At 69.2% G+C, this 14,953-nt stretch carries 16 protein-coding genes; 1 reads left to right on the plus strand and 15 read right to left on the minus strand.

The genetic code is table 11. The features are described from left to right. Window positions 1–59: 59 nt before the first annotated feature. Genes UC35_RS13815 through UC35_RS13855 form a run of 9 tightly spaced genes read right to left on the minus strand, consistent with a single transcriptional unit; the run spans window position 60 to window position 9,070 of the window. Window positions 60–1,088: a uroporphyrinogen decarboxylase family protein gene (locus UC35_RS13815; protein ID WP_061500656.1), complete on the minus strand. Its 1,029-nt coding sequence runs from the start codon at window positions 1,086–1,088 to the stop codon at window positions 60–62. Window positions 1,089–1,126: 38 nt separating this feature from the next. Further along, window positions 1,127–1,831 carry an ABC transporter ATP-binding protein gene (locus UC35_RS13820; RefSeq protein WP_061500657.1) on the minus strand — a complete coding sequence of 235 codons (705 nt, stop codon included), beginning with the start codon at window positions 1,829–1,831 and terminating at the stop codon, window positions 1,127–1,129. Continuing rightward, window positions 1,824–3,581: an ABC transporter permease subunit gene (locus UC35_RS13825; RefSeq protein WP_061500658.1), complete on the minus strand. Its 1,758-nt coding sequence runs from the start codon at window positions 3,579–3,581 to the stop codon at window positions 1,824–1,826. Before UC35_RS13825 ends, UC35_RS13820 begins: the two co-directional genes overlap by 8 nt. Continuing rightward, window positions 3,578–4,438 carry a branched-chain amino acid ABC transporter permease gene (locus UC35_RS13830; protein ID WP_227820330.1) on the minus strand — a complete coding sequence of 287 codons (861 nt, stop codon included), beginning with the start codon at window positions 4,436–4,438 and terminating at the stop codon, window positions 3,578–3,580. Before UC35_RS13830 ends, UC35_RS13825 begins: the two co-directional genes overlap by 4 nt. Before the next feature lies 1 nt (window position 4,439). Then, window positions 4,440–5,645, minus strand: coding sequence for an amino acid ABC transporter substrate-binding protein (locus UC35_RS13835; RefSeq protein ID WP_082793193.1), 1,206 nt, complete (start codon window positions 5,643–5,645; stop codon window positions 4,440–4,442). 39 nt (window positions 5,646–5,684) lie between these two features. Continuing rightward, window positions 5,685–6,239 carry an NADPH-dependent FMN reductase gene (locus UC35_RS13840; RefSeq protein WP_061500660.1) on the minus strand — a complete coding sequence of 185 codons (555 nt, stop codon included), beginning with the start codon at window positions 6,237–6,239 and terminating at the stop codon, window positions 5,685–5,687. Further along, window positions 6,236–7,384, minus strand: coding sequence for a CaiB/BaiF CoA transferase family protein (locus UC35_RS13845; protein WP_061500661.1), 1,149 nt, complete (start codon window positions 7,382–7,384; stop codon window positions 6,236–6,238). Before UC35_RS13845 ends, UC35_RS13840 begins: the two co-directional genes overlap by 4 nt. Beyond that, window positions 7,381–8,172: a citryl-CoA lyase gene (locus UC35_RS13850; protein WP_061500662.1), complete on the minus strand. Its 792-nt coding sequence runs from the start codon at window positions 8,170–8,172 to the stop codon at window positions 7,381–7,383. The genes UC35_RS13845 and UC35_RS13850 overlap by 4 nt, the downstream gene beginning before the upstream one ends. Before the next feature lie 7 nt (window positions 8,173–8,179). After that, window positions 8,180–9,070, minus strand: a complete 891-nt coding sequence (locus tag UC35_RS13855) for a dioxygenase (RefSeq protein WP_061500663.1) — start codon at window positions 9,068–9,070, stop codon at window positions 8,180–8,182. 114 nt (window positions 9,071–9,184) lie between these two features. On the opposite strand from UC35_RS13855, the gene UC35_RS13860 reads away from it, so the two are divergent. Continuing rightward, window positions 9,185–10,087 carry a LysR substrate-binding domain-containing protein gene (locus UC35_RS13860; RefSeq protein WP_061500664.1) on the plus strand — a complete coding sequence of 301 codons (903 nt, stop codon included), beginning with the start codon at window positions 9,185–9,187 and terminating at the stop codon, window positions 10,085–10,087. 39 nt (window positions 10,088–10,126) lie between these two features. Here the strand turns inward: UC35_RS13860 and UC35_RS13865 are convergent, their stop codons facing one another. Genes UC35_RS13865 through UC35_RS13890 form a run of 6 tightly spaced genes read right to left on the minus strand, consistent with a single transcriptional unit; the run spans window position 10,127 to window position 14,936 of the window. Further along, window positions 10,127–11,029: an SDR family oxidoreductase gene (locus UC35_RS13865; RefSeq protein WP_061500666.1), complete on the minus strand. Its 903-nt coding sequence runs from the start codon at window positions 11,027–11,029 to the stop codon at window positions 10,127–10,129. A 48-nt stretch (window positions 11,030–11,077) separates the two neighbouring features. After that, on the minus strand, window positions 11,078–12,121 hold the full coding sequence (locus UC35_RS13870) for a hypothetical protein (RefSeq protein WP_061500668.1): 1,044 nt from the start codon (window positions 12,119–12,121) through the stop codon (window positions 11,078–11,080). Between the two features lie 3 nt (window positions 12,122–12,124). Continuing rightward, on the minus strand, window positions 12,125–12,361 hold the full coding sequence (locus tag UC35_RS13875) for an RNA recognition motif domain-containing protein (protein ID WP_061500669.1): 237 nt from the start codon (window positions 12,359–12,361) through the stop codon (window positions 12,125–12,127). Between the two features lie 50 nt (window positions 12,362–12,411). Further along, the gene (gene fabI / locus UC35_RS13880; RefSeq protein WP_061500672.1) at window positions 12,412–13,191 is read right to left on the minus strand and encodes an enoyl-ACP reductase FabI; all 780 of its coding nucleotides are present in this window, start codon (window positions 13,189–13,191) and stop codon (window positions 12,412–12,414) included. Between the two features lie 14 nt (window positions 13,192–13,205). Beyond that, window positions 13,206–13,742, minus strand: coding sequence for a GNAT family N-acetyltransferase (locus UC35_RS13885; protein WP_227820331.1), 537 nt, complete (start codon window positions 13,740–13,742; stop codon window positions 13,206–13,208). Window positions 13,743–13,754: 12 nt separating this feature from the next. Next, complete coding sequence (locus UC35_RS13890) at window positions 13,755–14,936, minus strand: acetate/propionate family kinase (protein ID WP_061500675.1); 1,182 nt, start codon at window positions 14,934–14,936, stop codon at window positions 13,755–13,757. Window positions 14,937–14,953: the final 17 nt, after the last annotated feature.

The raw sequence follows: 14,953 nt of genomic DNA on the forward strand, positions 1-14,953 counted from the left end.
CAAGGTGGACGCTATCACGCCGCCGGTTGTTCCTCGAGGCCCGCCGGCGCGACGGTGCACTAGGGCCGCGCGTACTCTGCGCGCAGCTGCTTCGCCGCTTCCACCATCGCCGCCAGCTTGCCCTGGGCCACCTCGCGCGGCAGGTACTTCATGCCGCAGTCGGGCGCCAGGATCACCTGCTCGGGCTTCACATGCTGCAGCGCGCGCCGGATGCGGCCGGCGATCACCTCGGGCGTTTCGACGTTCATGTCCGCGAGGTCGATGCAGCCCACAAGGATCTGCTTGCCGGCCAACTCCTCCAGAACCTTGGTGTCCAGCTTGGACTGTGCCGTCTCGATCGACACCTGGCGGCAGCGGCAGCCCGCCAGCTCGGGCAGGAAGGAGTAGCCGCTGGGACGCTGGTGGATGATGGCCGCGTAGCCGAAGCAGATGTGTACGCAGGTGGTGCCGGTCACGCCCTCGAGCGCGCGGTTGAGCGCGGCCAGTCCGTACTGGCGGGCCTTCTCGGGCCGCGCCTGCATGTAGGGCTCGTCGATCTGCACGATGTCGGCGCCGGCGGCGAACAGATCGTGGATCTCGCCGTTGACCGCCTCGGCGTAATCCATCGCGGCTTCCTCCTCCGAGAAGTAGAAGTCGTTCTGCGCCTGCTGCAGCATGGTGAACGGGCCGGGCACGGTGATCTTGGTCATGCGATTGGTGTGGCGCTTGAGGAACTTCAGGTCCTCCACTTCCACCGCGTGGCGGCGGCGGATGCGGCCGACGATGCGTGGCACCGGGTTGGGATGGCCCGAGCGGTCGAGCGCCGTGCCGGGGTTGTCGAGGTCGACGCCGTCGAGCGCGGTGGCGAAGCGGTTCGAGTAGCTCTCGCGCCGGATCTCGCCGTCCGACACGATGTCCAGCCCGGCGTCCTCCTGCGCGCGGATCGCCAGCAGCGTGGCGTCGTCCTGCGCCTGGGCCAGCCAGGGCTCGGGAAGGCGCCAGAGTTCTCTTGCCCGCACGCGCGGCGGAAAACGCCCGGCGAGCTTGGCGCGGTCGATCAGCCATTCGGGCTGCGGGTAGCTGCCGACGATGGTGGTGGGAAACAGCATGCGGCTCACTCCTTTGCTAGGCGAGGTTCAGCATCGACTCAAACACCGAGGTAGGCCTGCCGGATCTCCGGCCGCTTCATCAACTCGTCGGGGTCGCCCTCGGCCACGATGCGGCTGAGCTCCAGCACGCAGGCGCGGTGCGAGATGCGCATCGCCATGACGACGTTCTGCTCGACCAGCACGATGGTGATGCCGCCCGCGCTGATCTTGCGGATGGCGTCGAACATGGCGGCCACCACCAGCGGCGACAGGCCCAGCGAGGGCTCGTCGAGCAGCAGCAGGCGCGGCCGGGCCATCAGCGCGCGGCCGATCGCCACCATCTGCTGCTGGCCGCCGGAAAGCTCGCCGGCCGGCGCCGCGAGCTTGGGCTTGAGCGCGGGAAAGAGCTGCAGCACTTCCTCGAGCGTCTCGCGCCGCTTCGCCTTGGCCGAAGGCAGCAGGCTGCCGATCTCGAGGTTCTCCAGCACGGTCATGCCGGCGAACAGCCGCCGGCCCTCGGGCACCAGCGCGATGCCGGCCTCGCAGAAGCGGTGCGGCGCGAGCCGCGTGATGTCGCGGCCTTCCATCAGGATGCGCCCCGACTTTGCGCGCAGGATGCCGGCCAGGGTGTTGACCAGCGTGGTCTTGCCGGCGCCGTTGGGGCCGACCACGCAGAGCAGCTCGCCCGGCTTCACCTGCATCGAGATGTCGCACAGGGCGCGGGCTTCGCCGTAGGCGACGTTGACCGCCTGCAGTTCAAGCATGCGACACCCCCAGGTAGGCGCTCATGACGGCCGGGCTTTGCATCACCTCGCGCGGCGCGCCTTCGGCCAGCATGGCGCCCTGGTCGAACACCACGATGCGGTCGGTCAGCGCCATCACCGCATCCATCACGTGCTCGACGAAGACGATGGTGGTGCCCTGGTCGCGGATGCGGCGGATCAGCGCCACCGCCGACTGGATCTCGGTCGGCGTGAGTCCGCACAGCACCTCGTCCAGCAGCACCAGCTGCGGCCGCGCTGCCAGCGCGCGCGCCAGTTCGAGGAACTTGCGCTGGTGCAGGTTCAGGCCGGCCGGCAGCACCTGCGCCTTGCCCGCCAGCTGCGTGAACTCCAGCCATTGCATCGCCTCGCGCCGGCCTTCCTCCATGGTGCGCAGGCCCTGGCCCGCATACATGGCGGCGATGGCGACGTTGTCCAGCACGCTCATCTGCGTGAATGGCCGCGGGATCTGATAGGTGCGCGCGATGCCAGCTCGCGCAATCCGGTGCGCGGGCTGGCCCGCGATGTTGCATCCGCCCAGCCAGACCTCGCCGCCGTCGGGCAGGTAGTGGCCGCTGACGACGTTGATGAAGGTGGACTTGCCGGAGCCGTTCGGCCCGAGCAGGCCGAGGATCTCGCCGCGCCGCACGTCGAGACTGACGCCGGAAAGCGCCTTGAGGCCGCGGAAGGATTTGGACAGGTTCTTGACTTGCAGCAGGGGCAGACGGGGAGCGCCCCCACCCCTGCCCTCCCCCGTAGGGGGAGGGAGTTCGGTTGGGCGCTCCTCCCCCCTCCGGGGGGAGGCCGGGAGGGGGGCGCTCCGCACCTTGCGCCGCAGTTTCCCCATCACCCCTTCCGGCATGAACAGGATCCCCACCACCAGGATCAGCCCGATCACCCCCTTGCCCAGCACGGCGTACTCGCCGCCGGTAAAAGCGAACAGCAGGCAGGTGATGGCCACCGCGCCGATGGCCGGGCCGGCCCAGTGCCGGGTGCCGCCGAGAATGCTCATGAGCACCACGGTGAGGGGCACGGTCAGGTTGAAGGTCTCCGCCGTGGTGACGTAGGAGATGAACAGCGCATGGATGCCGCCCACCCAGCCGGCCAGCGCGCAGGACACGGCCAGCGCGGCGAGCTTCCAGCGGTAACTCGGCACCCCCATCACCTCCGCCGCTTCCTCGTCGTCGTGGATGGCGAACAGGCCGGCGCCGAAGCGCGAATGGCGGATCGCCCACGACACCAGCAGCGTGACCACCGCCGCCGCCAGCATCAGCAGGAACAGGCTGGACGTCGGCGTCGGGCCGATCTTCGGCACCGGCACCGCATTGAGGTACACGCCCGGCCCGCCATCGATGGGGGTGTTGCCGATGATGGTGGCCACCACGAAGGTGACGGCCAGCGTGAGCAGCGCGAACAACTCGCCGCGCACGCCGCGCACCCGGAACGCCACCGCGCCGACGCCGGTGCCGATGGCTGCCGCCACCAGCGCGGCGACCGGCAAGGTCCACAGGAAGGGCCAGTTGAACTTGCCCGCCAGCGTCGCCGTGGTGTAGACACCCGCGCCGAAGAAAGCGCCGTGGCCGAAGGAGAAGTAGCCGGCGTAGCCCGACAGGATGTTCCAGGAGGTGGCCAGCACGATCCAGAACAGCGCCAGGTACAGGAAGGACTCGTAGAACGGCAGCTTGAAAAAGGGCAGCAGCGCGAGCAGCGCGCCGGCGCCGACGATGGCCGCGGGAGCGATTCGCCGCATCATCGGATGCGCCCCGGCCGCGCCAGCAGGATCAGGATCAGCAGCGTGAAGGACACCAGCGGCGCCCAGGACGGCGCGGTGACGGCCATGGTCACCGCTTCGCTCACGCCGATCACCAGGCCGGCGATGAGCGGGCCGAGGGCGCTGCCCAGCCCGCCCAGCATGACGGCCGCGAACACCACGCCGACCCAGGCGTACATCTGCGAGGGGCTGATGCTGCTGGACAGCGCGATGCACACCCCGGCCACCCCGGCCAGCGCCGCGCACGCGCCGGCCAGCAGGAAGCCGTTGCGCCGCTGGTTGATGCCGAAGGCGGCCGCCACCGGCGCATCTTCGGCCGAAGCGCGCAGCGCCTTGCCCAGGTCGGTGTGGCGCAGCAGCGCCCAGGCGCCGAAGGAGATGGCGATCGCCAGCACCAGCGTCAGCACCTCGGGCACCGGCAGGTACAGGGGCCCGAGCCGGAACTTCAGCTCGGCGTAGTGCGACTCCAGCTTGCGCGGGTCGGCGGTCCACACCGTTTGCATCAGCGATTCCGCGATGCCCATGCAGCCGAAGGTAAGCAGCAGCGAGCTGAAGGGCGTGAGCTTGAAGCGGTCGGTCAGCCAGTGCAGGCCTGCGCCCAGCGCGAACATCAGCGGCACGATCAGTCCGAGCGAGAGCAGCGGATCGACCTTCATCACGAAGGCGAGCTGGTAGCAGATGTAGGCCGAGAGGAAGGCGAAGGCAAAGTGCGCCAGGTTGATGGTGCGCAGCAGCCCCCAGCTGAGGCCCAGCCCCAGCCCGAGCAGCCCGTACAGCGCCCCGGCGAACACGCCGGACAGCACCGACTGGGCCAGCAGTGTCCAGCTCGGCCAGGACACGTCAGCGTGCCGTCATGGTGGCGCCCGGGGCCGCGAAATCGCGCGGCCATACCACCACCCACTTGCCGCTCTGCACCTGCTTGATGCGCATCAGGTCGTCGCCGTAGTTGCTCGGGCCGTCGAAGCGCAGCGAACCCTGGATGGTGTTGACGCGGTTTTTCTTCAGCCAGTCGGCCAGCACCTTGTCGTCCAGGCTCTTGGTGGTGGTGACCGCCGTTTCCAGGATCTGCCAGGCGGTGAACGAAGCGGCCGCCTGCACCTCCACCGAGGTGTCGGGAAAGTTGGCCTTGGCCGCGCGCTCGTGGTAGGTCTTGATGAACTCGGCGGCGTGCGGCCGCGTGCTGAAGGGCGGGTGCTCCTCGAAGATCGTCACCGACAGCGCGCCGGCGGCTTCCGGCAAGGTGACCAGCGGCCCCGGCGCCGGGTACATGTAAAAGTGCTGCGGCGGCACATAGTCGATCTTCTTCATCGCGTCCAGCAGCAGGTTGCCGTCCAGGCCGATGGCGCCGACCCACACGAAGTCGGGCTTGGCATCCTTGACGCGGCTGGCGATCGGGCCGAAGTCGCGGTTGCCGAACTCCCACTCCAGGAACAGCACCTCCTGCAGGCCGCGCTTCTTGATCGTCTCGCGCGCACCCAGGGACATGAAGTGGATCGAGGGGAACTTGCTGGTGACCACCGCCACCGTCTTGGGCGGCTTGGGCCCGTTGGCCAGTGCCTCGAACACGGTGTTGGTGGTGCTCACGTTCGGTTCCGGCCCGGTCTGCCAGGCCGGGAACTGCATGTCGTACTTGGCAAGCGAAGGAATGCCCAGCGTGTGGTGCACCAGCATCTTGTTGTAGCGCTGGGCCACGCCCATGGCCGAGAGGATGGCGCCGGTCGCATAGGGCCCCATGAGCAGGTCGACCTTGTCGCCGGTGATCAGCTGCTCGTACAGCGTGCGCGCCAGGTCCGGCTTGGACTGGTCGTCCTTCAGCACCCACTCCACGCGCCGGCCCAGCAGGCCGCCGCGCTTGTTGAGGTCATCGACGTAGATCTCGCCCACCAGCTTGTGGACCTGCGCGGTGGCGGACAGGGGGCCGGTCAGCGCCAGCGTGCTGCCGATGCGCAGCGGCGGCTGCTGGGCCCAGGTGGCCAGCGGCCAGGTGGCCGAAGCGGCGGCCGCGGCCAGGAGGGTGCGGCGCTGGAAGGTCGGTCTCTTCGTCATGGCTGTCTCCTTTGTTGGTCGGCTATGCACGGATGTCCACTAGCGCGCGATGAAGCGCGCGCACCAGGTCTCGAAACTTGCCAGCACGTCGCGCAGGTGCTCCTGCGTGTCCGGCAGCAGCCGGCCTTCGCCGTCGAACAGCGTGGCGATGCGGCTCAGATACACCTCGGGAAGCGGCAAGGTCGCGACGTTCACCGCGGCCAGCACCTGCTTGGTGGCATACGAGCCCGCCAGCCCGCCGAGCGGGCCGGTGCTCTGGGTGATCACCAGCGCCGGCTTGCCGGCCCAGCAGTTCTGGCCGGTGGGCTTGGACGCGACGTCGACCGCGTTCTTCACCGCGCCGGGAATCGAGCGGTTGTATTCCGGGCAGACGAAGATCAGCGCGTCGCTGGCCCGCACCGCGTCGCGCAGCCGCCGCCACGGCGCGGGCAACTCGGGCTCCAGGTCGCCGTTGTAGAGCGGCAGGTCGCCGATCGCGAGTTCCTGCAGCGCCATGGCCGGCGGCGCCAGCGGCACCAGCGCATCGGCGATGCGCCGGCTCATGGATTCGCGCCGCAGGCTGCCGATCACCACGCTCACGCGCCACGGGTTCATGCGGCTCCCTTCGACTGCGCCAGCAGCGCGTCGATCTCGGCGTTGTGCTCGCCCAGCGTGGGCGGCGGACGCACGTCCAGCGAGCGCCGGCCGTCGAAGCTCACCGGCGGGCGCACGGTGCGGAACTCGCCCATGGTGGGGTGGGTGGCCGAGACCAGCAGTTGCAGGTGCTCGGCCTGCGGGTCCTGCAGCGCCTCGTCGGTGCCGTACATGGGCGCATGCGGCACGTCCTCGGCCAGCAGGCGGTTGCACCAGTCGAGGCGGGTGCGGGTGCGGAAGCGCTCGCCCAGCAGCTCGATCATCGCCTCCTGGTTGTCGATGCGGGCCTCGCGCGTGGCGAAGCGCGGATCCTCGAAGATGGCGGGCCGCTCGATCGCCCGGGCCAGCCCCTGCCAGAACTTCTCGGGAGAGGACATGTGCAGCGCGATCCACTTGCCGTCCTGGCACTCCAGCACATAGGACTGCGACACCCGCGGCCGGCTGAACGGGCCCATCACCTCGCCCGCCGAGTAGTAGTGGGTGAAGGCGTCGAGGTTCCAGTGCGACATTGCCTCCAGCATCGAGACCTCGACCTTGCGGCCGTGGCCGGTGCGCGCGCGCTCGTGCAGCGCGCCCAGCACGCCGTAGGCGGCGTAGAAGCCGGTCACCGCATCGGCGATGGCGGGTCCGACCACGCGCGGGTTGGCCGGGTTGACCAGCAGCTTGAGGTAGCCGCTGGCCGCCTGCGCCACCGTGTCGTAGCTGGGACGCGCGGCCGAAGGTCCGGTCGCGCCGAAGCCGCTGATGGAGCAGTAGATCAGGCGCGGGTTCAGGCTGCGCAACTGCGCCTCGCCGACCCCCAGTTCCTCCGCCACGCCGGGCCGGAAGTTCTGGATGTAGACGTCGGCCGTCTTCACCAGTTCGTACAGGCGCTCGCGGTCGGCCGGCTGCCGGGTGTTGAGCGTGATGCTGCGCTTGTTGCGGTTGTAGGTCTGGAAATGCGGGCTGTACAGGCCGCCCTTGAAGGCGCGGAACGGATCGCCCGTGCCGGGCTGCTCGATCTTGATCACGTCGGCGCCCAGGTCGCCCAGCAGCATGCCGCAGGCCGGCCCGGTGATGAAGGTGCCCTGTTCGAGCACGCGCACGTCGGCCAGCACGCCGTTCATTTGCGCGGCTCCTTGCCTTCGTAGACCAGCTCGCGCGTGGCCTGGTAGGACAGCGCGAAGCCGCTGGGCGCGACCGCTTCCTCGGCCAGGTGCGCGATCAGCCCGGCGGTGCGCGCCAGGATCGGCACCCCGCGCAGCGCGCGCAGCGGGAACTGGGTGCCGAGCAGAACCGCGGGGATGGCGGCCGAGACGTTCAGGCGCAGGTCCTTGCCGACGATGGCGGGGATCACTTCTTCCACCGCTTCGGCGATCTGCACGAAGCGCAGGCTGGTGCCGGCTTCCTTCGCCACTTCGAACAGGCGCGCCACGCGCGGGTCGCGCGCCTTGTGCAGCGGATGGCCGTAGCCGGGAATCGCCTGGCCCGCGGCGCGCCAGCGCTTGACCACGGTGGCGGCGGCCTCGCGCAGGTCGCCCGCGTCACCGGCGAGCTCGCTCACTTCCGTGAACAGGCGGCCCGCCGTCTCGGACGCGCCGAGGATCACGCTGCCGCAGCCAAGGATGCCGGCGGCCACCGCGCCCTGCAGCGCATCGGGCGCGGCCGCGTAGGTCATGCGGCTGGCCTGCACGCTGGGCACCAGGCCGTGTTCCGCGATGGCGACCAGGGTGGCGTCGAGCACGCGCGCATCGCCTGCCGACGGCCGCTGCCCGGTCACCAGCAGGCTGAAATAGTCGGTGAACGAGATCTGCCCGATCAGGTCGCGGCACAGGTCCTCGCCGCGCACGCTGATGCTGTGCTCGTCGGAGGTGCTGATGGCGGTGCGGGGGACGGTGGACTTGCCGATCTTCATCGCAGCCTCACGCGTGCTCGGGAATCAGGCGGAAGTCGTAGTGCGCCACGTGGTAGGGGCTGTCCATGCGGCGGCCGTCGACCGCGGTGCCGGGCTCGCAGCGCTCGAACTCCACGATCAGGCTTTCGCGCACGCCGAACACCGCGTCGGAGTCGAGGTAGGGGCTGTCCTTGACGAACAGGTGGGTGGTCACCTCACGATGCCCCGGCGCCGACACTTTCATGTGGATGTGGCCCGGCCGGTTCGGATGGCGGCCCATGCGGCGCAGCATCGCGCCCACCGGGCCGTCGGTGGGCACCGGGTAGTAGGTCGGGCGGATGGACCAGAACCAGTAGCGGCCTTCGCTGTCGGTGCGGACGCGGGCGCGCGCGCGCATGCCGCCGTCTTCGCGCTGCATGTCGTACATGCCTTCGCCGTCGCCGGACCAGACATCGAGCAGCGCGCCCGCCAGCGGACGGCCTTCGAGGTCGGTGACGCGCCCGCTGTAGAGCGCCGGCTCGCCGGCCACGCCCTCGGCGATGTCGCTGCCCAGGGGCAGCTCGGGCGCGCCTTCCCAGTAGAAGGGGCCCTGAACGGTGGCGTCGGTGGGTTGCGTCGCGCCGCTGCGGCCCTTCAGCGCGCGTGCATGCTCGAGCGCCACCACCAGCATCGACAGGCCCAGCGTGTCGGACAGCAGGATGAACTCCTGGCGCTTCTCGTCGCAGGCCTGGCCGCAGGCGGTGAGGAACTGGATGGCGGCGAACCATTCGTCCGCCTTCAGGTCCACGTCACGCGCGAAGGCGTGCAGGTGGCGCACCAGCGAGGTCATCACCTGTTTGAAGCGCGGGTCCTGGCAGTCGGCGAGCCGTCCGATCACCGCGTCGGTCAGGCTGAGGGTGTCGTATTCGAGCTGGGCCATTACAAACTCCTCAGGTGCAATGGTCGGGACTGTAACGATTGACGGCGCACCTTGAATGTGAAGAATTTCAATGACTTTCATCGATGCCGTCGATCATCCGACGGGGTTTCCCCTATGGAACTGCGACATTTGCGCTACTTCGTGGCCTTGGCAGAAACGCTGAGCTTCACCCGCGCGGCTGAGCGCGTGCACGTCACGCAGTCCACGCTGTCCCACCAGATCCGCCAACTCGAGGACGAGGTCGGGCGGCCCCTGCTGGAGCGCATCGGCAAGCGCGTGCTGCTCACCGAAGCGGGCGAGACCTTCCTCGGCTATGCGGCCAAGGCGCTGCGCGAGGTGGACCAGGGCCTGGGCGACCTGCTGCGCGCGCCCGACGAACTGTCGGGCGAGGTGCGCATCGGCACGACCGGCACCTTCAACATGGGTTTCGTGCCCGAGTGCCTCGCGGCCTTCATGCAGAAGCACCCGACGGTGAAGGTCACGGTCGACGAACTGGCCGCCGACGAGATCTCGCACCGGTTGCTGGATGGCACGCTCGACCTGGGCATCGGCTACCAGCCGCCGGACCCGACGCACCTGTGGTTCGAGCCGCTCTACACCGAGCAGATGATGCTGGTGGTGGGGCTCGCGCATCCGCTGGCGGCGCGCAAGCGCGTGCGCATGGTGGAGCTGCACCGGCAGCGCCTGGTGCTGCTGCCCCCGAGCTTCGCCACCCGCACGCTGCTGCACGAGTGCTTCCGCGCCTGCGGCGCCGAGCCGATGCTGGCGGCGGAGATGAACACCATCGCGCCGATGATCGCGCTGGTGGCGCGCACCACGCTGGCCACCATCCTGTCGCCACAGGCCGTGCCGCCGCGCGAGGACATCCGCCTCATTCCGCTGGAGAGTCCCACGCCGGTGCGCACGCCGGGCATCCTGTGGAAGCGCGGCGCCCGCCAGACGCCGGCGGTGCGCTCCTTCGCCAACGGCATCCGCAAGGTGGCGCTGGGACGCAGCCTACGCCCCGCAGGCAGCTGAAAAAGCTACGCTCTTCAGCAGCCTGCGAGAGGCAGTCGGTCAGCGCTGCGTCTTGTCCTTCGCGTTTTGCGCCTCGATGCGTTCGCGCGCTGCCTGCCAGTCGGCCGGCGACCATTCGCGCAGCTCGTAGAAATTGCCGCCGGTGGCCAGCGCGTGGCCGCCGTCCATCATGATGCTCTGGCCGGTGAGCCAGTCGCACTGGCCGGGCGCCATCAGGAAGGCGGACAGGTTCTGCAGCTCGCTCATCTTGCCGGTGCGCGCCATGGGGTTGCGGGCGCGGCTGCGCGCGCCGGGCTCCTCGCCGGGGTTGAGCCGCTTGCTCATGCCCTCGGTCGGAATCTCGCCGGGGCCGACCGCATTGAGGCGCACGCCGAAGGGCGCCCATTCCACCGCCAGCGACTTGGTCATCACCTCGATGCCGGCCTTGCTCATGGCGGAGGGGACCACGTAGGGGCTGCCGTTGTCGACCCAGGTCACGATGATGCTCATCACGTTGCGCCAGGGCCGGTCGGGGGTCCACTTGCCCTCGCGCGCCTCGGCCACCCAGCGCTTGCCGACAGCCTGCGTCACGTAGAAGGTGCCGTGGAACACGATGTTGGCGATCGCATCGAAGCCGCGCGGCGACAGGCTTTCGGTGGGCGCGATGAAGTTGCCGGCCGCGTTGTTCACCAGGCCGGTGAGGCCGCCGCCGTCCCAGAGCTGCTGGACCATGTCCTCCACCGCTTGGGCGACGCGGATGTCCACCTCGAAGGTGTCGACGCGGCGTCCGGGGAACTGCGCCCGCCAGCCCGCCGCCGTCTCGTCGCACACCGCCTTGCGGCGGCCGCAGATCGCGACGTCGGCACCCAGCGAAAGAAAGCCCTCGGCCATGGCCCGGCCCAGGCCGGTGCCGCCGCCGGTCACGAGGATGCGTTGCCCTGCGAACAGTTGCGCTGCGTACATGGCGTCTCCTTTGGCCTTGGCTGTCGGCAAGCGTAGCAGCCCGCCGCGCTAAAGGAAACGCTCGGCCTTGGCGAGCAGGTCTTCCTTGGGCGGCAGTTCCGAGCGCAGGCAGCGGACGAACGCGATCACGGCCGGCTGGCGGCCGCCGACCTGCAGCTCGGCCAGGGTCAGCGTGCGATGCGGCTCTTCGGTGCCCTCGTCGGCCTTGACGTTCATCCGGGTCACGTCCAGTTCGCTGCGCGTCAGCACCACGTGCTGCTCGGGGTGCGCGAACACCTCGCGGATCTGCTCGATGTAGCCGTCCAGGGTCGCCAGGCTGGACTTGGCTTCGATGAAGTCTTTCACGCGCTCGTCCAGCTGGCGCTGCACCTCGCGGATCTGCTGTTCGACGGTGCCGGGATCGTCGACCAGTCCCGGCACGCCGTCGCGCGCCAGCTTGAGCATGCGCAGGCGCGTGCCCAGCAGGGACTTCTGCTGTTCCAGGTTCAGGCCCTTCCGGTCGATCTCCATGATGCGCGACAGCGTCACCTCCGACAGGCGCTGGACGATGCGCCGTCCCAGCTCGACCCGGGTCTGCGCTTCGGTGGGCGCCAGGGCGAACAGGCGATGGCCGTTGAAGTTGACCGAGGTCTGCGCCACGTCCTGCTTGAGCATCCCGTCTTCGTAGCGCGGACCGAGGAAGGTTTTCTCTTCCTTGCTCATGCCGAGCAGGGCGAAGGCCTCCCGCACGCCGGCGTTCGCCGGGTCATCGAAGTAGGCGCGCAGCTCGCGGCTTCGGCCCAGGAATTCGGTGATGGCATCGGGCGCGCCGAAGAAGGTGTTGAGCCGGGGGTCGCTGCCCCAGCTGGCGCGCGCGAGCAGCACATGGTCGATCGGCATCCGGCCGATCTCGCGCAGCCAGGCCACGGTGGCGCGCACGCAGTCCTTCAGCTCGCGCCGGTAGTGGCGGTGGGCCTTGACCCGGGGCTCGACGGTATCGACGATGGCGTCCGTCAGCTCGGCCACGAGCTGCTGGTCCGCATCTTCGCCCTCGTCGTCCTTGCCGAACAGCCGGGACAGGACCCGGTCGAAGAATGAATCGTCGCCGGCCATGGGCTACCAGTTCATGGTCGGCACCCAGGCATTCAGCGGCTGGCCCTTGTACAGGCGGCCGCGGATGCGGTTGGCCAGCAACTCCGCGTGCGCGTGGGTGGTTTCCAGCTCGATCAGCGCCATGGGCTTGCCGCTCTCGTGGTAGAGCTTGATGTTCTCCACCGGCGCGAAGGCCGACAGCGCGTCCTGGACGTCTTCCTGGGTGGTGTCGTCGGGCAGATTGCTGATGACGATGCGCATGACTGTTCTCCCGGTTGGAGGCTGTTCACATGTTCAGGCCATGACGACGTTCAGGCCATGATGTTGACGCCGCCGTCGACATACACGGTGCCGCCAGTGATGCGGCGGGCATAGGGCGTGGCGAGGTAGGCGCAGGCGAAGCCTACGTCCATGATGTCGACCAACTCGCCCACCGGGGCTTTCTTCACCGCCTCGTTGAGCAGCAGGTCGAAGTCCTTCAGGCCCGAGGCCGCGCGGGTCTTCAGCGGGCCGGGCGAGACCGGATGGACGCGGATGCCGCGCGTGCCGAGCTCATAGGCGAGGTAGCGGCACGAGGCTTCGAGCGCGGCCTTCACCGGCCCCATCAGGTTGTAGTTGGGCACCACGTTCACCGCGCCGTGGTAGCTCATCGCGAACATGCTGCCGCCGTTCTTCATCAGTGGCGCGGCGAGCCGGGCCATGCGGACGAAGGAATGGCAGGAAATGTCCATGGCCCGGGCGAAGCCCTCGGCGCTGCTGTCGATCAGGCCGCCTTGCAGGTCCTCCTTGGGCGCCCACGCGACCGAATGCACCAGGATGTCCAGGCGCCCCCATTCCTTGTCGATACGCTCGAACACCGCCTCGAGCTGACCCGGCGTGGCCACGTCCAGCGGCAGGAACAGGCCGGCCCCGAGCTGCTGGGCCAGCGGCTCCACATGCGGCCTGGCTTTCTCGCTCAGGTAGGTGATGGCGAGATCGGCCTCCAGCTGGCGGAAGGCCGCGGCGCACCCGTAGGCGATCGAATGCTCGTTGGCGATGCCGACCACGAGCGCCTTCTGGCCCTTCAGCGGGGGGTGCGGGATGTTGATCATGGCATGGCGATCGGCTAGAGGTGAGGGACAGCGCGGCGCAGTTGCGCGTGGGCGCGCAGCACGCCGTGGTCTCGATGCGTCGTCAGCTCGAGCCCGGACTTGCGCATCAGCCCGAGCATGGCGGTGTTCTCCGGCAGCATCTCGGCGACGAACTGGCGCAAGCCGCGTGCCCGCGCGATCAGCACCAGGTGCTTGATCAGCAGCGTGCCGAGCCCGCGGTGCTGGAAGTCGTCGTCGATCGCGAAAGCCACCTCGGCCGTTTCCGGCGAACTCACGATGTAGCGCCCCGCGCCGACGATTTGCGGCCGGCCCTCCAGCAGCAGGTCCGCCACCAGTGCCACATGGCGGCTGAAGTCGATGTCGATGAAGCTGGCCACTTCCTGCGGCGTGAAACTGCGCCGGGGCGCGAAGAAACGGCGCACGATGGTTTCCTCGCTCATGCGGCGCAGTGCGTTGCGCAGGCCCTCGAGGTCCGTCGGCCGCTGCGCCCGGATCTCGACGGCGCGGCCATCACGCAGCTGCTCCGCGGCCGAATAGTTGCTGGCGTCCACGATCCTGTGCCCCTAGGCGGCGATGAGGTCCCGCGCGTGGCGGGCGATCATCAGCTCTTCGTTGGTGGGCAGCACCCAGGCGGACACGCGGCTGCCTGCCGTGCTGATGCGCGGCCCGCTGCGGGTGTTGGCGGCGGCATCGAGTTCGACGCCCAACCACTGCGCGGCGGCGCAGACGCGCTCGCGAATCGCGCCGGCGTTCTCGCCGATGCCGGCGGTGAACACGATGGCGTCCAGGCCGCCCAGCGCAGCCGCCAGCGAGCCGAGCTCGCGCCCGATGCGGTAGACGTAGAGGTCGATCGCCGTCCCGGCCCGCGGCTCGTCGCTGGCCAGCAAGGCGCGCATGTCGCTGGAGATGCCCGACACGCCGAGCAGGCCGGATTGCTTGTAGACCATCGTTTCGATGTCGCGCGCATTCATGCCGCGCTGGTCCATGAGGAAAAGAATGACGCCCGGATCGATCGCGCCGCAGCGCGTGCCCATGGGCAGGCCGTCCACCGCGGTGAAGCCCATGGTGCTGGCCATGCTGCGGCCGCCTTGCAGCGCGCACATGCTGGCGCCGTTGCCCAGGTGCAGCACCACCGTGCGCCCGCTGGCCGCCCGGGCGTCCACCTCGGGCAGCACCGAGGCGATGTACTCGTACGACAGCCCGTGGAAGCCGTAGCGCCGCACACCTGCTTCATGCAGCTTCGCGGGCAGGGCGAACATTTGCGCCAGTTCCGGGTTGCTGCGGTGGAAGGAGGTGTCGAAGCAGGCCACCTGCGGCAGCTGCGGCAGCCGCTCCAGCAACAGTCGGATGGACGACAGGTTGTGCGGCTGGTGCAGCGGTGCGAGCGGCACGAACTGCTCGAGCGCATGCAGGACCTGGCCGTCGATGCGCACCGGGCCGCTGAAATCCAGGCCGCCGTGGACCACGCGATGGCCCACGCCCACCAAGCGGTCCCCCTGCAGGCTGGTGCGCAGGAAGGCGACCAGGTGGTCGATGGCGCCGGCATGGCCCAGCTCCACGCCCTGGCCCCAGGACTTCTCTTCCTTCAGCTGGCCGGCTGCGTCCTTGGCCGTGAAGCGCGGGTTGGTGTAGAGGCCCTCGACCTGGCCGCGCGACTCCAGTTCGAGCTCGCGCCCGCGCAGCAGGAACAGCGAAAACTTCAGGCTGGACGAGCCCGCATTCAGCACGGCGATGGCATCGGACATGCGCAGCCCCGCCTCGT

It is taken from the genome of Ramlibacter tataouinensis, assembly GCF_001580455.1.
GTDB classification, from domain to species: domain Bacteria; phylum Pseudomonadota; class Gammaproteobacteria; order Burkholderiales; family Burkholderiaceae_C; genus Ramlibacter; species Ramlibacter tataouinensis_B.